This is a genomic window from Agrobacterium sp. MA01, from assembly GCF_009650195.1.
GTDB lineage: Bacteria > Pseudomonadota > Alphaproteobacteria > Rhizobiales > Rhizobiaceae > Allorhizobium.
The window spans coordinates 2,695,852-2,718,620 of record NZ_CP045854.1 but is presented as its reverse complement, the minus strand read 5'-3'; the positions used below and the strand labels follow the sequence as shown (position 1 = coordinate 2,718,620).

The 22,769-nt window shown below is 61.8% G+C and carries 16 protein-coding genes and 1 tRNA gene; 5 read left to right on the top strand and 12 right to left on the bottom strand.

The features are described 5' to 3' along the window. The first annotated feature begins 401 nt into the window (after positions 1-401). A complete protein-coding gene (locus GH983_RS13190) occupies positions 402-5,537 on the top strand; it encodes a hypothetical protein (RefSeq protein ID WP_153762627.1) in 5,136 nt (1,711 codons plus the stop codon). A gap of 262 nt (positions 5,538-5,799) precedes the next feature. On the opposite strand, the gene GH983_RS13185 is transcribed toward GH983_RS13190, so the two are convergent. The 3 genes from GH983_RS13185 to GH983_RS13175 form a co-directional block, all read right to left on the bottom strand. Beyond that, entirely contained in the window at positions 5,800-6,699 is a 900-nt protein-coding gene (locus tag GH983_RS13185) for a bile acid:sodium symporter family protein (protein WP_153762626.1), read from the bottom strand. 12 nt (positions 6,700-6,711) lie between these two features. Beyond that, on the bottom strand, positions 6,712-8,448 hold the full coding sequence (locus GH983_RS13180) for an AMP-binding protein (RefSeq protein ID WP_153762625.1): 1,737 nt from the start codon (positions 8,446-8,448) through the stop codon (positions 6,712-6,714). Positions 8,449-8,712: 264 nt separating this feature from the next. Then, positions 8,713-8,789 (bottom strand) — tRNA-Arg (locus GH983_RS13175). Between the two features lie 398 nt (positions 8,790-9,187). Between GH983_RS13175 and GH983_RS13170 the strand changes: the two genes are divergently transcribed. Further along, on the top strand, positions 9,188-9,595 hold the full coding sequence (locus GH983_RS13170) for a MarR family winged helix-turn-helix transcriptional regulator (protein WP_054148408.1): 408 nt from the start codon (positions 9,188-9,190) through the stop codon (positions 9,593-9,595). Between the two features lie 3 nt (positions 9,596-9,598). On the opposite strand, the gene GH983_RS13165 is transcribed toward GH983_RS13170, so the two are convergent. From GH983_RS13165 to GH983_RS13150, 4 genes are all read right to left on the bottom strand, one after another. After that, the gene (locus GH983_RS13165) at positions 9,599-10,099 is read right to left on the bottom strand and encodes a hypothetical protein (protein WP_153762624.1); all 501 of its coding nucleotides are present in this window, start codon (positions 10,097-10,099) and stop codon (positions 9,599-9,601) included. A 112-nt stretch (positions 10,100-10,211) separates the two neighbouring features. Next, complete coding sequence (locus GH983_RS13160; protein ID WP_054148410.1) at positions 10,212-11,033, bottom strand: transglutaminase family protein; 822 nt, start codon at positions 11,031-11,033, stop codon at positions 10,212-10,214. Positions 11,034-11,047: 14 nt separating this feature from the next. Next, complete coding sequence (locus tag GH983_RS13155; RefSeq protein ID WP_153763606.1) at positions 11,048-11,989, bottom strand: alpha-E domain-containing protein; 942 nt, start codon at positions 11,987-11,989, stop codon at positions 11,048-11,050. A 7-nt stretch (positions 11,990-11,996) separates the two neighbouring features. Beyond that, on the bottom strand, positions 11,997-13,406 hold the full coding sequence (locus GH983_RS13150) for a circularly permuted type 2 ATP-grasp protein (RefSeq protein WP_054148536.1): 1,410 nt from the start codon (positions 13,404-13,406) through the stop codon (positions 11,997-11,999). A gap of 381 nt (positions 13,407-13,787) precedes the next feature. Here GH983_RS13150 and GH983_RS13145 point away from each other — a divergent pair, with 381 nt between their 5' ends. After that, a complete protein-coding gene (locus GH983_RS13145) occupies positions 13,788-14,684 on the top strand; it encodes a DMT family transporter (protein ID WP_153762623.1) in 897 nt (298 codons plus the stop codon). Positions 14,685-14,748: 64 nt separating this feature from the next. Here GH983_RS13145 and GH983_RS13140 read toward each other — a convergent pair whose 3' ends face one another. From GH983_RS13140 to GH983_RS13125, 4 genes are all read right to left on the bottom strand, one after another. Next, positions 14,749-16,161 carry a DEAD/DEAH box helicase gene (locus GH983_RS13140; protein ID WP_054148412.1) on the bottom strand — a complete coding sequence of 471 codons (1,413 nt, stop codon included), beginning with the start codon at positions 16,159-16,161 and terminating at the stop codon, positions 14,749-14,751. A 291-nt stretch (positions 16,162-16,452) separates the two neighbouring features. After that, the gene (locus GH983_RS13135; protein WP_153762622.1) at positions 16,453-16,755 is read right to left on the bottom strand and encodes a DUF1905 domain-containing protein; all 303 of its coding nucleotides are present in this window, start codon (positions 16,753-16,755) and stop codon (positions 16,453-16,455) included. Beyond that, on the bottom strand, positions 16,752-17,867 hold the full coding sequence (locus GH983_RS13130; protein ID WP_153762621.1) for a DNA alkylation repair protein: 1,116 nt from the start codon (positions 17,865-17,867) through the stop codon (positions 16,752-16,754). Before GH983_RS13130 ends, GH983_RS13135 begins: the two co-directional genes overlap by 4 nt. A gap of 6 nt (positions 17,868-17,873) precedes the next feature. Beyond that, positions 17,874-18,173 carry a hypothetical protein gene (locus GH983_RS13125; protein WP_153762620.1) on the bottom strand — a complete coding sequence of 100 codons (300 nt, stop codon included), beginning with the start codon at positions 18,171-18,173 and terminating at the stop codon, positions 17,874-17,876. Between the two features lie 84 nt (positions 18,174-18,257). On the opposite strand from GH983_RS13125, the gene GH983_RS13120 reads away from it, so the two are divergent. Further along, a complete protein-coding gene (locus GH983_RS13120; RefSeq protein ID WP_153762619.1) occupies positions 18,258-18,935 on the top strand; it encodes a YafY family protein in 678 nt (225 codons plus the stop codon). A 108-nt stretch (positions 18,936-19,043) separates the two neighbouring features. After that, positions 19,044-20,867, top strand: coding sequence for a methyl-accepting chemotaxis protein (locus GH983_RS13115; protein ID WP_153762618.1), 1,824 nt, complete (start codon positions 19,044-19,046; stop codon positions 20,865-20,867). 124 nt (positions 20,868-20,991) lie between these two features. Here GH983_RS13115 and GH983_RS13110 read toward each other — a convergent pair whose 3' ends face one another. Then, the gene (locus GH983_RS13110; protein WP_069043581.1) at positions 20,992-22,578 is read right to left on the bottom strand and encodes a trimethylamine methyltransferase family protein; all 1,587 of its coding nucleotides are present in this window, start codon (positions 22,576-22,578) and stop codon (positions 20,992-20,994) included. Positions 22,579-22,769 lie beyond the last annotated feature (191 nt).

Here is a 22,769-nt window from a genome sequence, read left to right as displayed (position 1 = left end):
AGGTAAGTTCCGGGAACGTCCGTTAATAGAAAATTATAGGGTGCGCCCTAATCATCTGGGCAAGACTCGTCTCATCGTATTTCTGTGTTTGCAGAATGATGAGCCAAGGTCGTCTCCCGGGTACGGGGGTAGACGTTCCAAAAGGTGTGGGAAGCAGAGATTAGCTCTGCTGCATGATGCCCTCTCCAACGCCAGGCTCGCTCGAGCCATGTTTCACCAAAAGACTTTTGTCCGCAAGGACACCGCACGCCAAGCGCGATCGATCTGCGTTTGCGTTCGGATTGTGGCCATTCGGGGTGCAGGATGCTCCCCGGGTCGCGCGGTGAGGCACCCGACGTGCTCCCCCGACCGGTGGCAAAGGAATGCAACGGCCAATCGCTAACGTTGAAGGCGCGCGTCAAATGACCTCGATTATCTCTTCTCTGAGCATCACCCAGATCAAGTCGCTGTCTACGGCGACCATCGCTTCCTTCACGAGCGACGACGTTGCTGCGCTGAGCTCCGCTCAGGTCGCCGCGCTCTCGTCCGGGCAGATTTCAGCCTTCCAGACCGATGACATCGATCAGTTCGACTCCGCTCAGCTCAGTGCGATCTCGAGCGTCGCCATCCGCGGTCTAACCGTGGATCAGCTTTCCGTCATCGACAGTGCCAAGATGACGGCGCTGAGCAGCCGGCAGCTGGGTGCGCTGAACTCTACCCAGATGACGGCCCTGACGTCGGAGCAGTTCGCGGCGCTGACCCCCACGCAGCTCGCTTCGCTGAGCAGCGTCGCTCTTTCCGGCATCCAGACCGACGACGTCGCGACACTGACCTCGGCAGAACTCGCCGTCATCAGCACACGCGCTCTCGGCGGCCTCTCTACCGCCAACTTTGCGACCCTCAGCTCCACCCAGCTTTCCGGCCTGACCACCGGCCAGATCGCCGCGCTGTCGACCGCTGCCATCGCAACGCTGACTTCGGATCAGATCGACGGCCTGGACGCAACGCAGATCTCGGCGCTCAGCTCGCGCCAGGTCACCGCACTCACGACCGATGCGCTCGCTTCGTTCTCGACCGACCAGATTGTTGCCCTGAACAGCCGGGCAGTGGCGGTACTGAAATCGACGCAGGTTGCTGCACTTTCGACCGACCAGATCGATGTCCTGACCACCGGCCAGCTCGCGTCATTGACCTCCGTGGCTGTTGCCGGTCTCGGTACCGACGACGTCGCTGTGCTCTCCTCGGACGGCGTGGCCGCTCTCAGCTCCCGAACCCTGGCCGCCCTTTCTACGGCGAACTTCGCGGCTCTGGGCTCCGGCCAGCTGACCGGCCTGACCTCGGCGAAAATCGCAGGTCTGACGGCAGCACAGATCGGTGTATTGAGCTCGGATCAGGTTGATGGTCTCACTCCCACCCAGATTGCCGGCCTGACCAGCGCCCAGATGAAGTCGTTGACCACGGATACGCTGGCGTCGTTCACGACCGATCAGGTCGGCGCGCTCAGCAGCCGTACAATCGGTGTGCTCGACTCTGCCAAGGTGGCTGCCCTGAGCAGCGACCAGGTGGCGGCTCTCTCGACACAACAGCTCGCTTCGCTCAGCTCGGCCGCCGTAAAGGGTCTGGAGACGGAAGATCTGGCGACATTCACGTCGACGGAACTTGCCGCCCTAAATTCGCGTACGCTTGCAGCCCTCTCCACCGAAAACATCGCGAGCCTCACTTCCGCCCAGCTGACGGCTCTTTCGAGCGGCCAGATCGCCTCGCTGACGACGGCGCAGGTGGCTGCGCTCGACAGCGATCAGATTGACGGCCTCAGCGCCTCCCAGGTCGGAGCCCTGAGCTCTGCACAGGTCATCGCGCTCGGTACGGATAATGTGGTCTCCCTCTCCACCGACCAGGTCGCTGCACTCAGCAGCCGCGCGGTCGGTGCGCTGACGGCAGCCCAGCTCACGGCGATGACGAGTGATCAGATCCAAGCCCTCGGCTCGGCGCAGATTGCCGCCCTTTCGTCGGCCGACCTGCAGGCGCTCTCCTCTGAAGACATCAACACCTTCAGCACGGATGAATTCGCGATCATCAACTCGGCAGCCATCCGCGGCATATCTACCGACGTGATCGGTGAACTGTCGACAGACCTGATCGGTGTCATGAACACCCGCGCCGTGGCCGCACTCTCGTCCGCCCAGGTCGCCGCCATGACCTCGGATCAGATCGCCGCCCTGTCGACCGGGCAGCTCGCATCGCTGACCTCGGTCGCCGTCGCAGCTCTTGAAGCCGAGGACGTGGCCACCTTTACCTCCACCGAAATCGCTGCCCTGCAGTCGCGTTCGTTGGCTGCCCTGACGAGCGCCAACTTCGCCACCCTCGGATCGGATCAGATCGTCGGTCTGACGAGCGCACAGATCGCTGCCCTGTCGACCGTGCTCGTTGGTTCGCTGACCAGCGACCAGATCGACGGTCTGACAACGGCGCAGGTTGCCACATTCTCCTCCTCGCAGCTCGCCTCCATCAGCACGGCCGGCATCGCGTCGATGACCACCGACCAGATCGGTGCCCTCAGCACCCGCGCCCTCGCTTCGCTCAAGTCGGAACAGCTGAACGTGCTGACCTCCGACCAGTTCGCGGCACTTGGAACCGGACAGTTGGCGGTCCTGTCGTCTGCGGCCATCCGCGGCCTCAACTCCGATGCCATCGGCACCCTGACTTCGGCTGAACTCGCGGTTCTGAACTCCCGTGCGATTTCCGCGCTGTCGACCGACAATCTGGCCCTGATCAGCTCTGACCAGATTGCTGGCCTGACCACCGGACAGATGGCGTCGCTGACCAGCACGCAGGTCGGCAGCCTCTCGACCGGTCAGATCGACGGTCTGACTGCCGGACAGATCGCGACACTGAGCAGTGTACAAATCCGCGCCCTCGATACGGATGCGATTGCTTCCCTCTCCACGGATCAGGTCGGCGCTATCAGCTCACGCGCCATCGCCAGCCTGTCGTCTAGCCAGCTTGGGGCGCTCGACTCCGACCAGTTCGCCGCGCTTGGGACCGGTCAGCTTGCGGCCCTGACGTCTTCGGCCATCGTCGGTCTCGATAGCTCTGCCATCGATACGCTGACATCTGTCGAACTCGCGGCGCTCAACTCCCGAGCTCTGGCGGCTCTGACCACCGACAACTTCGCACTGCTCGACTCGGCTCAGTTGGCTGGCCTCACGACAGGTCAGGTGACGGCTCTTACCACCGCTCAGATCCAGACCCTCGTCAGCGATCAGCTGGATGGTCTGACGAGCGCCCTCATCGGGATGCTCTCCAGCTCGCAGGTCAGGGCGCTGACCACCGATGCCCTCGCCTCGCTTGACACGGACCAGGTGGCTTCGATCAGCAGCCGCGCCATCGGCGCCCTTGGCTCTGGCGCAATCGCTGCCCTGTCCACCGATCAGATCGGTGTGCTGACGACCAACCAGCTTGCGGCCCTGACATCCGCAGCGGTTGCCGGGCTTGCGACCGATGACGTGGCAGTCTTCGAATCGACCGATCTGGCGGCGCTTAACTCTCGCGCTCTGGCTGCACTGTCGACGGACAACATCGCCGCCCTCAACTCGCTCCAGCTGAGCGGTCTGACGACCGGCCAGATCGTCGCCCTGACCACTGGCCAGCTTGGTGTCCTCGACTCGGATCAGATCGATGGTCTCTCGGCGAACCAGGCCGCGGCACTGACATCCGCCCAGATCGTCGCTCTGTCGACCGACAACATCGCATCGTTGTCGACCGATCAGGTTGCTGCGTTGAATTCCAGAGCCATCGGCGCCCTGACATCGGCACAGCTCGCCGCGATGAGCACCGACCAGGTCGAAGCACTGACCTCTGCCCAGATCACCGCGCTGAGCTCGGCCGACCTCGCTGCCCTGTCGTCTGACGATATCGCCACCTTCTCGGCAGCCGAGATCGGGGTGATCAGCTCGGCCGCAATCTCCGGCCTGTCGGCAGATGCGATCGGAGGTCTCGATACGGACCAGGTCGCTGCGATCAACAGCCGCTCGGTCGGCGCCCTCAGCTCGGCCCAGATCGGAGCACTCGATACGGACCAGTTTGCGGCCCTCTCGACGGCCCAGTTGGCCCAGATCAGCTCCGCCGCGGTCGCCGGTCTCGGAACCGATGACCTCGCAACTCTCGACTCCACCGAGCTTGCCGTCCTGCAGAGCCGCACCATTGCAGCTCTCAGCACCGACAACTTCGCGGCTCTCACCTCGACCCAGCTCTCGGGTCTCACGACAGGCCAGATCGCCGCACTTACGACTGCACAGGTTGCTACGCTGAGAAGCGACACGGTAGCTGGCCTGGGTTCGACCCAGCTTGCGGCGCTCAGGTCCACACAGGTTGCGGCTCTGACGACTGCAGCGATTAACGCTCTGACCTCTTTGCAGATCCCAAGCCTGGCCACAGGCGGTATCGCTAGCTGGAGCTCGGACCAGATTATCGCAATGCCCGCGATACCGTTTGATAGTCTTACGACGGCGCAGCTTGGCGCTATCAGCTCTCAAGGTATTGCGGGTGTGACCACAATGTCGATCGCCGGTCTGTCGTCGGAGGAGGTCGCGGCACTCAACACCCGAGCCTTGGGCGCAATGTCGACCGATCAGTTCGCTACTCTCAATTCGACGCAGCTCGCCGGGTTGACCACCACTCAGGTTGCCTCCCTGACGACCGCCCAGATCGGTGTGCTGACTACGGATGACATCGACGGTCTGACTGCGGGGCAGGTGGGTGCGTTGACGTCGGCCCAGATCGCTGCCTTGTCCACCGACAATCTGGCCTCCTTCTCGACGGATCAGATTGCAGCACTCTCGAGCCGGGTCTTCGCAAGCCTCAGCTCGGGGCAGGTGACGGCGCTCTCGACCGACCAGATCGATGTCTTGTCGTCCGGTCAGCTGGCATTGCTGAGCACCGCAGCGATTGGTGGCCTTGAAACGGCAGACATGGCGACCTTCTCGTCGGCTGAACTCGGTGCTCTGAGCACGCGGACCATTGCGGCCCTGTCGACCGACAACTTCGCCGAACTGACCTCGGCTCAACTGACCGGCCTCAGCGCCGCTCAGGTGGCTGCGATTAGCTCCGCTCAAGTGGGTGCCCTGACGTCCGACCAGATCGACGGTCTCTCAACAGGCCAGATCGCCGCGCTGACCTCGAGCCAGATCCGCTCGCTGTCGACCGATAATGTCGCCTCGTTCAGCACCGACCAGGTGGTGGCTCTGAGCACCCGCGCCATTGCGGCCCTCACGACCGACCAACTGGTTGCAATGACGACGGACCAGATCGAAGCTCTGACGTCGACGCAGGTTGCGGCTCTGAACTCGGCGGGTATCAGTGCCCTGGCGAGCGAAGACCTGGCCGAATTCTCGACCGACGACATTGCTGCGATCAGCACCTCGGCGCTGGCCGGTCTGTCCACACAGGACATCGACGATCTGAGCAGCGATCAGTTGCAATCGTTCACCACGGCGCAGATCAACGCGCTGAACGACGAGCAGGTTGTTGCGATCATCGCAGCCTACCAGTCGCTCTGATCGGGGGAGGCGCTCGGCGCCTCTTCTCACAGATAACTTTAGAAAGCCCCACCCATTGCGGTGGGGCTTTTCCTTTGGGCTGCTCTCTCAGATTTGGCCGAGGTGGTCCTTGGGGGGCGCGACCATATCGCCGTGCCTGTGAAGACAGGCGTATTCGCGCGGCACGGAAAAGCCCGCCAACTCGGACAGCTGGCGGGCGTCACTCTGGATGCTATGGGAAGGTAGTATCCCAGTCGGCGGTATCTCCAGCCGCCCTCCTGCGTCAGACGCGAACCTTTGCGGCATCGCGGGCCAGAGCCTCGGCTGTCGCGCTTCGTCGATACCACATGGTGATGAACGACGAGGTGATGACGATGAACAGGCTGTAGAGGATCGGGATAAACAGAACCTCCTGCTGCTGAATACCGGTGAAGGAGAGTGTCACGATCAGTGCTGCCAGCGGTCCGTTCTGGATACCGGTTTCAAGGCTGATCGTGCGGGCACGGTTGCTGTCCTGGCGGAGCGCCCTGGCCAGCCAGTAGCCGAGCAGCATGCCCGTCAGGCCGATCCCGACTGCCGCGATATAGACGGGGAAGGGGGTGTCGAGCAGCATCTGGTAATTGCGCGGCACCCAGGAGCCGATCAGGAAGAGGATGACGACAACGCCGAGCAGCGAGCCGATCATCTCGATCGTGGCGCCGACATTGGCGTTCATCTTGCGCAGGAACATGCCAAGCACGGTCGGCACGAGCAGCACCACGAGTACCTGGGCGACATTGCCGGCCGGGATCACATAGTCCCCGCCGAGGCCGGCGAGGCCGCTGTAGAAGCTGAGCAGGAAGGGGACGGTGACCACGGCAACCAGCGTCGAGACCGTCGTCATCATGATCGAGAGCGCCAGCACGCCCTTGGAGAAATAAGCGAAAATATTGCTGGTGGTGCCGCCTGGCATGCAGGCGATCAGGATCAGGCCCGCCGCCATGCCGGCCGGCAGGCCGAGGGCGAGTGCCAGGGCATAACCCAGGAAGGGCATGATCAGGTATTGGCTGAGCAGCCCGACCAGAATGCCCTTGGGCTTGCGAAAGGCGATGAAGAAGTCGCGCCAGGTCATGGAGGCGCCCATGCCGAGCATGATCACCATCATCATGATGCCGAGAAGGGTGGTTTCAAGTTCCGTCAACATGCTGTCTGCCCCTCACTTCTTGAATTCGCTCTGCACTTCGGCCTTGAGATCCTTGCGCAGGATCTTGCCGATCGGCGTCTTTGGCAGCGTGTCCCGGAAGACGATGGATTTCGGCACCTTGTAATCGCTGAGCAGGGTCTTGCAGTGGCTGCGGATCGCCTCCTCTGTGAGCTCGCCGTCGTGATCCGGGTTCTTGACGACATAGGCCCGGACGGCTTCGCCGGTCTTGGCGTCTGGAATGGCGACGACGGCGGCCTCGAGGACCGCATCCATCTTGGCGAGCGCGTCCTCCACCTCGTTGGGGTAGACGTTGAAGCCGGAGACGAGAACCAGATCCTTCTTGCGGTCGACGATCTTCAGGAAGCCCTCGTCGTCCATGACGGCGATGTCGCCAGTCGCGAACCAGCCATTCTGGAGCGCCGTCGCCGTTTCGTCCGGACGTTGCCAGTAGCCGAGCATGACCTGGCGGCCGCGAACCAGAAGTTCACCCGGCTCGCCTGATGAAACGAGCTTGCCGTCGCCATCCACCAGAATGACGTCGCAGCCTGGTACAGGAATGCCGATGCTGCCGGATTTGGCACGATCATCGAGGGGATTGAAGCTGACCAGCGGCGAGGTTTCGCTGAGCCCGTAGCCTTCGGCGATGGGGGTCCCCGTCATCACCCGCCAGCGGGTTGCGACTGCCTCATGCAGCGCCGTGCCACCGGCGATCGCTGCGCGCAACTTCCTGGGCGGGTAGGCTGCGAACCATTCTTCGTTCATCAGGCCGTTGAACAGCGTGTTGACGCCGGTGATCCAAGTGATCGGATAGTTTTCGATCGCCCGCTGCAGGTTCTGTACCGGGCGGGGCGAGGGGATCAGAATGTTGCGTGCGCCAAGTTCGAAGAAGGTCATCAGGTTCGCGGTGAAGGCGAAGATGTGATAAAGCGGAAGCGCCGTCAGCACCTGATCTTCGCGGGCCATCACACCGCCCGATACCGCGCGCACCTGGTCGAGATTGGTCAGAATATTGCCATGTGTGAGCATGGCGCCCTTGGCGACGCCGGTGGTGCCACCCGTATATTGCAGCAGGGCGAGGTCGTCGGGGCCCGACGCGGCCCACATGGCTTTCACGTCTGCGCCGTGAATCCGGCCCTTGGCGAGCGCTTCCTTGATCCGCAGAACGGGAACGCCGATGTTCGGGATAGGCGGGAGAACCTTGTTCCAGACCTTCTGGACACCGCGAATGATGATCTCGGGTAGCTTGGGGAAGAATTCCGGCACGCCGGCGAGAACCACGGTCTTGATACCCGTCTTCGGCACGACTTCCGACAGCTTGTCGGCGAACATGTCGACGATCACCAGCGCCTTGGCCCCGGAATCGTTGAACTGATGGATCATTTCGCTCGGCGTGTAGAGCGGGTTGGTGTTGACCAGAATGCAGCCAGCCTTGAACACACCGAAGGCGACCACGGGATAGGGCAGGCCGTTCGGCAGTTGCACTGCGACCCGGTCGCCGGCGCGCAAGCCGCAATCGTGGTGCAGGAAGGCCGCGAAGGCATCCGACATCTCGCCGACCTGGTCATAGGTCAGGCTGCCATTCATGCCGTTCGGTACAACGCAGGTGAAAGCCTTGCGCGGGCCGTTCTCGGCGCAGGACCGATCCACCAATTCGGCGATGCTGCGGTAGCGCAAATCGCCCAGTTCCTGCGGGATGCCTGTGCCGTAAGCCGCCAGCCACGGTCGTGGCGGCGTGAAAATGTGTTCCATATCGTCTCCCCCCGGAGCGCTCTTCGGCGCTTCACTGTTCGGGGCCGGGTGCATATGCGATTCCGGCTCCCTTTAACGGGTCGAGGATGGATTTCTCCTTGGTCAAAGTCCAGCGTTTTCGGGGGCTTGGCAAAGTAATGGGGCCGGGGAGTGCCGCATGGAACAGGGATTTCCCATCACGTCCGCGTTATTCAGCTGCATGCCGCTGATGAAGCCATGCTTGAAACTGGCTATGCTGACACACTGCTTGCGGCTTGTGGAAAATGGCGCACCCGACAGGATTCGAACCTGTGACCTTTGGAATCGGAATCCAACACTCTATCCAGCTGAGCTACGGGTGCATCCGAAGGCGATGTGACTCGCCGTTCCAGAAGCGGTCATAGCGCAGTCGCTCGCGCGCTTCAATCCGAAAAAACAGCCGGCGGCTCAGGGCAAATCAAGACGCGCCGGCTTGAAGGCGGGCGAAATGGGCGAATGCCGGTCAAATGCTCGCCCGAGCCTTTGTGACCGAGACCAAACCTGGGGGGAATGAACGTTAGACGTTCAAAAACTGCTCGTCTCTCAGTTCCGGAGCCGATTGTGCCCTTGTGGCAACGGCTTAAACGGTTAGTATCGTTACAGGAAGGTCGTTGTCGGGGGCAGCGGTCGCCCGAGGGGCAATAATGATAATGGCGGGGAAATGCCTGAAATTACTATGGATGAATTGTTACCCAACACGTCTGGTCTAGACTTTTCAGTCATGGACGATGCTGTTGGGTATCGACTGCGGCGTGCGCAGCTTGCCGTCTTTCAGCATTTCAACGAAGCCTTTTCTTCGAAAGGTCTTCGGCCGACCGATTTTGCAACCCTGCTTCTTCTGACCGACAACCAGGGCGCCAAGCAAAGCGAAGTGGCTGAGGCGCTTGGCATCCAGCGGGCGAACTTCGTCGCGATTGTCGATGGTCTGGAGAACAAGGGCTATATCGAGCGCCGCAAGTCGGAAACCGACCGTCGGGTGCAGTCGCTCTACATGACGCCGGCCGGCGAGGCCTATCTCGAAGAGCTGATGCCGATCTGGATCGATCACGAGCGCTGGGTGCTGGAGCAACTTGGCGGCGTTGCCGAGCGCGATACGGTGAACCGTCTCCTCAGGCGCCTCTACGACTGATAGTCAGCGTCCAAATCCCAGATCATATCGCTTGATCGCCTCGTCGATCAGGCGATTGGCCATTTTCATCCGGATTGTTGCCTGTTCGCGGAAATCTGCGGGCAGACGGTCCGGATGATTGTCGCGGGCGAATGCCCGCCTGCGCTCCTGAAGTCGCTCGCGATCGTCCGATGGCTCGAGGCCGAGATCTTCGACGACCTCCTCGGGAGAAAGCCGAGCGAGCCAGACCGGTGGTGGCGGAGGGAGGGTCTCAAGGGGTTCGGCAGGCGGTTCAGGCTCTGCCGGCGGGATCTCATCAGACATCAGGGACAGATAGGCATCGAGCCTGGGATCTGCGCCCGATTCCGACAGAGAAGGGCCCGGGCCCTGCTCAGGCGTTTCGGGCAGAAAGCTCGTCGACAGGCCGTTGATCCGGAAGGTGGGTTCGTCTGCCGGCGGCTGCTCCTCGGCTTCCGCGTCGAGCCGGTCAACGACCGACTGGAAGAGCGACTTTCCAAACAGCATGCGTGCCAAGACCTCCGCTGCGGTCACCTCGCCGCGCTTTCTCGGTACAAGAGCAGCCCGACGTGGTGTGGGGCTTGCGTTGCACGTCAGCAGGAACCCGTCAGAGGAAGGATCAGCTTTGAGACTGGCTCTGGCTCTGCGTCGCCTCGACCATCAGCTTGACTGTGAGGTCCTCGCCGGCGAGCCCGATGCGCATGCCGGAGACTGGAGCTGCATCTGCATAAGACAGGCCTGTTGCGATCCGGACGTATCGGGTGTCGGGGCAGTGGTTGTTGGCGGCGTCGAAACCTACCCAGCCGAGGCCCTGTAGATAGACTTCCGCCCAGGCATGGGTTGCGGTCTGCTCCAGCCGGTCGTCCATCAGGAGATAGCCTGAGACATAGCGGGCCGGCAGGCTCAAGGCCCGTGCCGCGCCTATGAAGGCATGGGCATGGTCCTGGCAGACGCCGTGGCCGGCTTCCAGCGCCTGTTCGGCGGTGGTTTCCGTGCCGGTCGATCCGGTTTCATAGGCGATCTGTGCGTTGAGTTTGCCCATCAGGTCATGCATCTTCGCCAGTTCATCGCCGCCCGACAGGCTGCGCGCAAGCTCGCGGATGAGCTTGCCTGGCTTGGTCAGGGGCGTATCACGCAGATAGAGCCAGAGCGGCACATAGCCCTGATGCGGGCCGAAGACTCCGGCCCGGTCTTCCGTCTCGACTTCACCCGAAGCGACGATATGAACGCTGTGGCTATCGCCTTCGGTGGAGACGAGGTGCGTGTGGTTGCCGAACTGATCGTTGAAGCCCGCTTCGACCTTCGCGCCATCGACGACGATGTTCCACGACAGCACTTTCTGGCCCGGGCTATCCTGGGGACTCAGTCGCAGGCGCTGCAGCGAATACTGAACGGGATCGTCGTAGCGATACTCGGTGGTATGGGTAATCCGGAGACGCATGCGCTCAATCCTGCTCAACTGTAGAACCTGTAGCCCTCGGTGATCTCGCTGCCCAGCTTGTTGTTGAGGGCAATGAAATTGTCGAGGAACTCGTGCAGCCCCTGATCCATGATCTGATCGATGCTGGTCGCCCGAAGCGTTGCAAAGACCGTATCGGCGGTTTCGTGTGCGGCGAGGCGCTCGCCGTAGTCCTTGCCGATGTAGCCGAGATTGGAAACGATCTTCTCGTAGCAATAGGCAAGCGAGCGCGGCATCTGACCGCTCAGGATCAGGAAGTCGGCGATGTTCGTCGCCTTGTATTCCCCGTCATAGACCCACCGATAGGAGCGATGGGCGGAGACCGAGCGCAGGATCGATTCCCACTGCATGTTGTCGAGCGAGGAGCCGACATGGGTGATCGCCGGCAAGAGCACGTAGTATTTCACATCGAGGATGCGGCTGGTGTTGTCGGCCCGCTCGATGAAGGTGCCGATGCGAGCGAAGTTGTAGAGCTCGTTTCTCAGCATCGAGCCGTGGAAGGCGCCACGGATCAGACCGGCGCGGCGCTTCACGGTGTCGATGACCTCGGGCAGGTCTGCCGACTTCAGCTTGCGGGCGAGCATCTGCTTCAATTCAATCCAGCATTCGTTGGTGGCTTCCCAGGTCTCACGGGTGAGCGCGGTTCGCACCATGCGGGCATTGTTGCGGCCGGCGTCGATGCAGGACATGACGCTCGACGGGTTGGCTGGATCGCGCAGCATGAAGTCGATGGCATCAGAGGCCGTCACCTTGCCGTGCCGTTCGGCAAACAGCGGGCGCACGTCGGCGCTTTTCAGGACGGCGTCCCAATCCTCGTCCGAGGCGCCGGATCGGGTGAGCGACATGCGAAGGCCCGCATCAACCAGACGGGCGATGTTTTCGGCTCTCTCGATGTAGCGGAACATCCAAAAGAGGCCGTTGGCAGTTCTTCCGAGCATGACCATGTCAGTCCTCCAGTACCCAGGTGTCCTTGGTGCCGCCGCCCTGGCTGGAATTGACCACCAGCGAACCCTGCTTGAGGGCCACACGGGTCAGGCCGCCGGGAATGATCTGCACCTTGTCGGAGACGAGGACATAGGGACGAAGGTCGACGTGGCGGGGCGCGATCCCCTTGTTGACGAGAATCGGCACCGTCGAGAGCGACAGCGTCGGCTGGGCGATGTAGTTGGAGGGCCGCGCCTTGAGTTTTTCGGCGAAGTCAGCGCGCTCCTTCTTCGTGGCCGTCGGGCCGACCAGCATGCCATAGCCGCCGGAGCCGTGGACTTCCTTGACCACGAGCTCTTCCAGGTGCTCGAGCACGTATTTCAGGCTGTCGGCTTCCGAGCAGCGCCAGGTCGGCACGTTCTCGAGCAGTGCCTTGCGGCCGGTGTAGAATTCGACGATCTCCGGCATGTACGAGTAGATCGCCTTGTCGTCGGAAATGCCGGTGCCCGGCGCATTGGCGATGGTGATGTTGCCGGCGCGGTAGACGTCCATGATGCCAGGGATGCCGAGCGCCGAATCGGGGCGGAAGGTGAGCGGATCGAGGAAGTCGTCGTCGACGCGACGGTAGAGTACGTCGATTGCCTCGTAGCCGCGGGTGGTGCGCATCTTCACCTTGCCATCGATGACACGCAGGTCCGAGCCCTCGACCAGCTCGACGCCCATCATGTCGGCGAGGAAGGAGTGTTCGTAATAGGCCGAGTTATAGATGCCGGGCGTCAGCACCGCGACGCGCGGCTTGCCCTTGCATCCGGGAGGGGCCAGCGAGGCCAGCGACTGGCGCAAAAGATAGGGATAGTCCTCGACGCGTTGCACCTTGTTGAGCTGGAAAAGCTCCGGGAACATCTGCATCATGGTTTCCCGGTTCTCCAGCATGTAGGAGACGCCGGAGGGGGTGCGGGCATTGTCTTCGAGAACGTAGAACTGGTCCTCGCCGGTGCGGACGATGTCGGTGCCAACGATGTGGGTGTAGACGCCGCCCGGCGGGCGAAAGCCGATCATCTCGGGCAGAAAGGCGACGTTTTTCTCGATCAGCTCGCGGGGAATGCGGCCGGCCTTGATGATTTCCTGCTTGTGATAGATGTCGTCGAGAAAGGCATTGAGGGCCAGCACGCGCTGTTCGATGCCCTGGGCGAGCTTGCGCCACTCACGGCCGGAAATGATCCGCGGAATGATGTCGAAGGGTATCAGCTTTTCGGCGCTGTCGGCATGCCCATAGACGGCGAAGGTGATGCCGGTCTTGCGGAAGATGTTCTCAGCATCTCGCGATTTCGCCAAAAGCCTTGCCGGATCCTGGCTGGAATACCAATCGAAGTAGTTCTGGTACGGTGCACGCGGATCGTTGTCCGCAGTGATCATTTCATCAAATGCCAATGGCGCCATCCCCTTTTTTGTTCATTTGAATACAACCAATTGGGCAATGCAAGCTGGATCACTGGCTTCGGTCGCAGAATTGCAGTCTGCCGAATGTGATTGAAATCAGAGCATTCGCGCAAACTCTGTGCAGAATGATAGATGTTTTGCAGTTCCAGACGGCTCTACTCCCGCGTGATTTGGCATCTTCTGAAATTCGGCAAGCGTAACCTGGTCGCGATTGCTGAAAAAATGAGCAGATGAGCCTGCGAGATTTTTTGCGGCATGCTTGAATGGAGTTGACGGCAGCCTGCATGAAAACTCTTTTGACCGCCGCCCGGTGCCGCAGTATCGAAGCTTGCTGCCGGCTGCTGCGATCCGGTCCATGAAAGACAGTTCTCCATGACCCTTGCCCGGCTTGCGCCCGTCCTCTTCGTTCTCCTGTGGTCGACCGGTTGGATCTCGGCCAAATACGCGACGTTCTTCGCGGATCCGCTGACCTTCCTCGTGGTGCGCTACGGGACGGCCGTCGTCCTCTTCTATGTCGTCTGTCGGCTGGGCGGCGTTTCCTGGCCGAAGCAGAGATCGGGGTGGCTGCATGCCATTATATCCGGCATGTTTTTGCACGGGCTTTATCTCGGCATGGTCTGGTGGGCGATCGGGCAGGGAGTGCCGGCCGCCTTGTCCGGAATCATCGCAGGGCTGCAGCCGTTGATGACCGGGATTGCCGCGGCCTATCTGATCGGGGAAAATCTCAATAGCGGACAGCGGGTTGGTCTCGTCATCGGCTTCCTTGGTGTGGCAATCGCCGTGCTGCCGAAGGTGTTGATCATCGATGCCACGAGCATTCCGGCTTATGCGGTTGCGGTGAACGTGCTGGCTATGGCCTGCGTGACCGCCGGCACGCTCTACCAGAAACGTTTCGTCCGCGAGGGCGATCTGAGGGCTGTTGCGACGCTGCAATATGTCGGTGCGCTGATCGTCACCATTCCGGCGGCCGTCGCTCTGGAAAACCTACGAGTCGACTGGAGCCTCGGTTTCTTCGCTACGCTCGCCTGGTCGGTGGTCGGCATCTCGATGGGGGCGGTAGCGCTGCTGCTCTACCTCATCCGCCGCGGGGACGTGTCGAAGGCGGCGTCGCTCATCTATCTCGTGCCGCCGCTCGCGGCGCTAGAAGCGGCGATCGCCTTTGGCGAAGAGCTCACCGTGCCGATGATGGTCGGCACCTGCGTCGTCATGGTCGGGGTCTATCTGATCAACCGCAAGAGTGCGGTCGAGCCGATCATCGTCAAAGACTGACGCTATGAAAAATGGCGCGGTTGGGACCGCGCCATTTCAAATTCAAACAGACTCGAGCCGTGGCTCAGGCTTCGCGACGGCGTCCGCCGGCAGTGCCCGAGCGGGCTGGACGGCCCTGGCCGCTGCCATTGCCCGGACGACCCTGGCCGCCATTGGCGCTGCGGTTCTGACCGCCGCCATTGCCACCCTTGCGGTGACCGGACTTGGCGGGACGACCGTCGGCCTTGGCGCCGCCTTCGGACTTGCCGCGACCCTGGCCCGGGGCCTGGTGGTTGCGGTTGTTGCCGCCGCCACCGCCGCCAGCGCGACGCTGCGGACGGGCCGGGCGTGCGAGGTTTGCCGGCGGTTCCCCAGAGGCGACGGGGATGTCGATGCTCATCAGCTTTTCGATGTCGCGCAGCAGGCGACCTTCATCGGGACCGCAGAATGCGATTGCGATGCCGTCACGGCCGGCACGGGCCGTACGGCCGATGCGGTGGACATAGGCGTCGGGAACTTCCGGCAGGTCGTAGTTGAAGACGTGGGAGACGGCCGGGATGTCGATGCCGCGGGCGGCAACGTCGGTGGCGATCAGCGTCTTGATCTCGCCGTCACGGAAACCCTTGAGTGCCCGCTCGCGCTGGCCCTGGCTCTTGTTGCCGTGGATAGAGGCGACCGAGTAGCCGGTGGCGTCGAGGTGCTTCATCAGCTTTTCTGCGCCGTGCTTGGTGCGCAGGAAGACGATGGAGCGGCCATCCGGGTTGTCGTTGAGGATCTTCTTGAGCATTTCCGTCTTGGCGTTCTGGCCGGCGACGAAATGCACGTGCTGTTCGACCTTGTCGGCAGCCTTGCCCGGAGGGGAGACGGCAACCTTGAGCGGGTCGGTCAGGAAGCTTGATGCGAGATCGGCGATTGCCGATGGCATGGTGGCCGAGAACAGAAGCGTCTGGCGCTTCGGCGGAACCATCTTCGAGATCTTGCGCAGGTCATGGATAAAGCCGAGGTCCAGCATCTGGTCGGCTTCGTCGAGAACCAGGTAACGCACGGCGCGCAGCGAGATCGCGTTGCGGGCGATCAGGTCAAGCAGGCGGCCAGGCGTCGCGACGAGGATGTCGGTGCCCTTTTCGAGCTGCAACTGCTGCTTGCCGATGGAGGCGCCACCGACGACCTGGTTGATCTTCAGCGGCAGGCGGCGCAGATAAGAGCGCAGGTTGTCGCCGATCTGGTTCACCAGTTCGCGGGTCGGGGCAAGAATGAGGGCGCGGGTGGTGCGGTTATCAGGGCGCTTCTCATCCTTGAGAAGCATCTCAATCATCGGCAGGCCGAAAGCGGCCGTCTTGCCGGTGCCGGTCTGGGCGAGACCAATGAGGTCGCGGCCGCCGAGAACGACGGGGATACCCTTTTCCTGGATCGGGGTCGGTGTCGTGAAGCCAAGCGTCGTCAGCGTCGCGACGATATTCTTGGAGAGGCCAAGATCATCGAAAGTTGTCAAAGTCATACCTTTCGGGGCGCCAAATGCACAAATCCCGGAACGCGTTCTTCGCGAGCCGGTTGGCATTGGCGTCAAGAACCCCGCGTGATTTGGGAACTTGTAAGTTGGAAAAACTTTCCAGCGCGTCGGCGATGATGATCGCCGCAGTCTCTTTGCGCCTTTCCCTCTTCGCGTCTCAGATGTCGCTGGGCTCGCTCACGCGGCGGCCGGAAGGTGAAAGCTGATGTGCAAATGACCCCATTTGACCGGGAAGTCAAGGATTTCTTTTGCAGTGCGGAAGCGATGAACTCCGCGCTGTCAGTCGATCAGCCTTAAGGTGACCGCGATGCGGGAGCCGGCTGCAATGTCAGTCGCCCGTCGCAGCTTGGCGTTCAGCGGGAGCAGATAGCTGTCGCGCCGCTTGTCCGGAAAGAGTGAGGTGCGGCCGGTCGTGTTCCCGATCTCGACCATGACGGCGATGGCGCCGAGGGCATTGGCGCGCCCGAAGAACCGGGCCGCAGCTGCAGCCTCCGCCGGCAGAAAGACCCCGTGCCAGCCGCCGGGGCCCTCGAAGCGCAGCACCTCGGCTTCGAAGTCGATGACAGGCCCGTTGTCGCTCACAGCTTGGTTGCCTCAGGCATTGCGAGGTTGAAGTCGTGGCTTGCTGCCGGCTTGCCGTTCAACAGGATCTCCAGCCGATGCAGGCCCGGATGGTAGACGCGCGTGGTGATCGGGCGAAGGGCGTGCCGCTTGTCAATCGTCATCCTCTCGCCCGGCTTCAGAACGAGGCTCTTGCCCTTGAAGACCTTGGGTGAGAGCGAGCCATCCTTCTTCTGATGGTGGATGGCGTAATCCAGGAGAACGGTCACAGCGTCCTTGCCGGTGTTTGCGAGGTGAACGACGAAACCGAGTTCACCGGGAAACTCCACGTGTTCGCTGTTCAGTTCCAGTGTTGCGGCGACGTCGCTCAGGGGTTCGTAGCCGAAATTGGCAAGCGCCTTGGCGTGGCCCTTTTTGACGAGCGTGCGGGAGGCATGTTTCAACAGCCAAAGCCGGTTCTTCGAGGCGCCTTCGGATTGACGCTCTACAAAGTCAGCCACCAGATCCGGATGGTCCTTGGCGATGTCATTGAGGCTGTTGGCGACCGACCGGCGGACATAATCCTCCTCGTCGTCAACCAGGGCCTCCAGGATCGGCAGGATGGGAGCGGGGTCCCTGACCAGGGCGGGCAGGCGCATGGCCCAGGGCAGGCGGGGGCGGGTGCCTTCGCTCGCCAGCCGACGGACATGATGGTTCGGATCGGTAACCCAGTCTGATATGATCGCGAGAGCCCGCTCCTGCTCGTCGGCGATGAAGGGGCGGACGCCGAATTCTGCGGTAAAATGTGGTGTGAGCGACTTCAGCAGATCGAGGGCGGTTTCCAGATGTCCGCGTCCATGGGCGGCAATGTACTGATTGAAGGAGAGCAGCGCCCAGCCACTTAGGCCTTCGCGATCCGCAGCTGGCAGACAGGCGTGAAGGATCGTGGCCGCTTGCTCGAAATCATCCGGCAGGTGGTGGTGCAAGGCGTTGGCGATGCATTGGCCGCGCTGCATCAGTTCGAGCGCGTCGAGAGGGGGCAGGGTGTCGGCGAGGAAGGATTGGTGATTGAAACCGCCCCAGGCCCGCGCAACGGCATCAGCCGTGTCGCGGGCGGTCTGGTGGCCGATCAGGTGTTTCAAGGGCTCGGCCATCGTTGGTCAGATCACGTTTTCGGTTTTGAAATGCTGCATCAGGGTAACACCCGTGATTGCTGCCATGTAAGGGGCAAAGGCCGGATCGGCCTGAACTTTCGCGGCCGCCGCATCGGCACTCTCCTTGTCTGCCCATTCGACGAGGTCAGCGATCATGTCGCCCTGTTCGACTGAGGTCAGCGCCCGCCAGCTGACGAAGCCGGGATAGGCCTTGACGGCCGCCATGGCAGCGCGGCGAGCCTCTTCGGCGGACGGCCTGTCGGCAATGGTGCAGACGGCGATTTCGAGAACGGTTTTGCTTGTCATGAGGGGCTCCTGTGGATGATGACGGCTTGACCTAACACGAACCAACTGACAGGCTTCTGGCCATTATCTTTAAAGGAGGCACGCATGCGCCCCGCCGACCGCCTGTTCCGGATCATCCAGCTGATGCGCTCGACCGGTCGCGCGATGACCGCTGCCGAGATTGCCCAGAAGATGGAGGTGGCACCCCGCACCATCTACCGCGATATGGACCACCTGATCGCCTCGGGCGCCCCGATCGAAGGAGAGCGCGGCGTCGGCTACATGCTGCGCGAGGCCTTCGATGCCCCGCCGCTCACTTTCACCTTCGAGCAGCTGGAGGCGCTCGCCTTCGGGCTTCGCGCCGTCGAGATGCTGGGGGATCCAAGGCTCGGCCAGGCGGCGCGCGAGGCGAAGGACAAGATGCTGGCGATGCTGCCGAAGGATCATGCCGAGCGGCTGATCTCCGCGCCGATCCACGCTTTCCGCTCATCGGCCCAACCGGTCGTGCCGGATTGTTTGGGCGACGTGCGTTCTGCGTTGTCGGCCAAGCGCAAGGTCTGGATCGCCTATCATTCGCTGCCCGGCGAGCGCAGCCAGCGTGTCGTCTGGCCGCTGGGGCTCGCCGCCTTCGGGGCGATCTGGGTGATGACCGCCTGGTGCGAGATGCGCGCCGGCTTCCGCGACTTCCGCCTCGACCGGGTCGAGGACTGGAAAGTCATGCCGGACCGTTTCGAGCCGGAGCCCCATCAGACCTATCAGGCGTACCTGAAGCAGTTCAGCTGAGTTTTGCTGTGGAGCGGGATTTTTTTTATGCCGTTCTCCTAAATTCCATAAATATTAAGGGGTCGAGGCGATAGGTGGAGGTATGAAAGCAACTTCTGAAAGACGGCTATGAAAAACCTCCGAGTATCCCGCAAGCTGACTTTGGCATTCGCCTCTGTCCTGTTCGTTGTCATCGCCTTCTGCTCCGTGGCATTTGTGTCGATGCAGCGGATCCATGAGGCGACGCTGGCCAATCAGCAGACGCAGTCGGTCCTGAAACTATCAAGTCAGATACTTGCGACGCTGGTCGAGCACCAGAATGCCATGCGAGGCTTTGTCGCCAGTCTGAATGAGGAATTCACCGAGCGCATGGCAAAGTATGGCGATGCCTTGCCGCCGCTCATGACTGAGCTTGAGCAGAAGCTCAGCAAAGCGGAAGCCGAAACCTATCTCCCGCCGGCGCGCCAGGCGATACAGACGTTCTATGCTCAGCTCGATGCGACTGTCGCCAACGCACGCGATCCGGCGAAAATTGAAGAGACCCGCAGCAACCTTGCGACGACCGCGCGCTTGAGCGACATCCGCAAGGCGCTTACTGCTCTTGATGAAGCGAGCCAGAAAGTTTCCGACGAGCGAACAGCTTTGGAAAACGCGGCGTTCGAGACGGGTACCAAGACCCTGATTGCCGGAGGGCTGACCGCTGCCCTCATCGCCGTTGCCATGGGCATCCTCCTGACACGCAGCCTCGCAGCCCCGCTTCGCGGCATGACGGTCGCCATGCGCAAGCTGGCTGATGGTGACACCGCCATCGACACTCCTGCGATGGGGCGTCGTGATGAGCTTGGCTCCATGGCCGCCGCAGTGGAAGTCTTCCGGGCCAACGCAATCGCTGCCCGGAAACTCGAGGCCGATTCGAAGCAGCAGCAATCCTTGACCGAGGCCGAACGCGCCGAGCGGGCAAGACTGGATCAGGCTCGCTCCGAGACGATGACCCAGGCAACCGCAACCTTGGCAGGCGGTCTGGCGGAACTCGCAAAGGGCAATCTCACGGTCCGCCTGGAGCAGCCTTTCGCCGAGGAATTCGAGACATTGCGCAAGGACTTCAATGAAGCTGTCTCGCAGCTTGCCGAGACACTTTCCGCCGTCGCTCACACCACCAACTCGATCGACACTGGTAGCCGGGAGATCAGTGGCAGCACGAATGATCTGTCACGACGCACCGAACAGCAGGCTGCATCGCTCGAAGAGACAGCTGCAGCGCTCGACGAAATTACGGTCAATGTCCGTCATGCTTCAAACCGCGTGGAGGAGGCGCGCGCCGCTGCATCGGATGCCGCACACAGTGCCGAGACTTCCGGCACCGTAGTTGCCAGCGCCGTTGAAGCCATGGGACGTATTGAGCAGTCGTCTCAGTCGATTTCCAACATTATCGGTGTGATTGACGAGATCGCCTTCCAGACCAACCTCCTGGCCCTCAATGCGGGCGTTGAAGCGGCCCGTGCCGGCGACGCCGGCAAGGGATTTGCGGTTGTCGCCCAGGAAGTCCGCGAACTTGCACAGCGGTCAGCGCAAGCTGCTCGTGAAATCAAGGACCTGATACGGGTTTCGACCGAGGAAGTGTCCAAAGGCGTGAAGCTGGTCAGCGACACCGGTGCCGCGTTGAAGACGATCGAGAGCTTCATCACGACCGTCAACGTCCAGATGAACGCCATTGCCACATCTGCAAAGGAACAGGCGACCGGACTGGCCGAAGTCAACACGGCCGTCAATCAAATGGACCAGTTCACTCAGCAGAACGCGGCCATGGTCGAAGAGACGAGTGCTGCGAGTGCAGGCCTTGCCACTGAAAGTACGCGCCTGCGCCAACTGGTTCAGCGTTTCGAGATCAGTGCCGTCAACAGCAATGCCCAAGTCGACAGAGGCTATGCATCCGGGATGCGTCGCTCCGCATAGCGGGCAGGCGACCTCCGTCAGGAGGAAGCCCGTTTTCGAACTTCAAAACCATGCAGCCTCGACCTTAACGGGTCGGGGCTTTTGTCTGTCGGGATCTCCGCGTTTCCTGGTCGGATTCCATTCCTCAGAAATCCGTCGCAACCCCGCCCTCGGCCTTGCGTTTCGCCACGAAGGTGTCGAGTTCTTCCTCGACGGCCGGGTCAATCGGCGGGCGCTCGTAGGAGCCAAGCTTTTCCTTGAAGACGCGATTGGCGTGGTCATAAGTTGTCGGGCGGCCGGCTTCCGTCCAGGTCTCGAAATTGCGCCAGTCGGAGAGGATCGGCGAATAGAAGGCACTCTCATAGCGGGCGAGCGTATGAGCCGTGCCGAAGAAGTGGCCGCCAGGGCCGACTTCGCGCACGGCATCCAGCGCCAGCGCATCCTGGCTGACGTCTAGGGGCGTCAAGAACTCGGCGACCATCTGCAGCATGTCGACGTCGAGAATGAATTTCTCAAAGGAGGCAGTCAGCCCACCCTCGGACCAACCGGCCGAATGCATGATGAAATTGCCGCCCCCTTGCGTCAGCGCCCAGAGCGAGAAGGCGCTCTCATAGGCTGCCTGGGCGTCCAGTGTGTTGGCGGCATTGGTGTTCGAGGTACGGTAAGGGATGCCGTAGCGGCGGGCGAGCTGGCCACCGACAATGACGGCTTTCATATATTCGGGCGTGCCGAAGGCAGGCGCACCGGTCTTCATGTCGACATTCGAGGTGAAGCCGCCATAGACGACAGGGGCGCCGCGCTTGACCATCTGGGTAAAGGCGATGCCACACAGCGCTTCGGCATTCTGCTGCACGACCGCACCGGCGATGGTGACGGGCGCCATGGCGCCGGCCAGCGTGAACGGCGTCATGACGACGACCTGGCCGCGCGACGACATTTCGATGATGCCCTGAAGCATCGGCCCATCGAGGCGGAGCGGCGAAGACGAGTTGATGATGGTGAAGAGCGAGGGCTCGCTTTCCATCTGCTCCATGGAGACACCACGGCCGATGCGGGCGATCTCAATGGCGTCGAGATTGCGCTGCTTGCCGAGCGAGTAGCAGTGGAAGACCTTGTCGGTCAGCTTCACCATGTCGGAGAGGCAGTCGAGATGGCGCACCGAGGCGTGGATGTCGATCGGCTCGACCGGATAGCCGCCGGTCGTGTGGATCACGTCGTAGCACTGAGCAAGCTTGACCAGCTTGCGGAAGTCTTCCTGGTTGCCGGCACGGCGGCCGCCCTCGCGGTCTGCGACGAAGGGGGCAGAGGCGATCTGGGCAAATACCAGGTTGTTGCCGCCCATCTTGACGTTTCGCTCGGGATTGCGTGCGAACATCTGGAATTCGCGCGGGGCCGACGCGATCATGTCCATGATCAGGCCGCGGTCGAAGCGGACGCGGTCGGATCCCTCCGTCACCTCTGCGCCATGCGCCTTCATGATGGCGCGCGCCTCGGGCAGCATGATGTCCATGCCGATCTCTTCGAGAATGGTGAGCGATGCCTCATGCATGTCGTCGAGGGCCGACGGGTCGAGAAGCTCGGTCTTGGTCAGGCGATTGACGAGATTGCGATACTTGCCGGCCGCACCCGTGCGGACACGTTCGGCTCCCCGACCGCCCGTGCGCCTGCGGCGTTCACCGCCTGCAGAGAGGGTTTCAGTCTCGGACAAGGCGGAGGTCGTAATGTCGCTCATGGTCGATCCATTGTGTCAATCTCGACATCAAGTCTCGCAGGTTCGGAAGCCAAAAGGCATTGCCGTTTGCGACGAAAAACCGGCTCATCTGGAACAGTGGTGCGGCTGGAGTGATCCGTCAGGGATACGCGTTCATTCTGCTTCGCTTTTAAAGCTTTGGATGGTGCTTCGCTTACCCGCTGTTTACCATT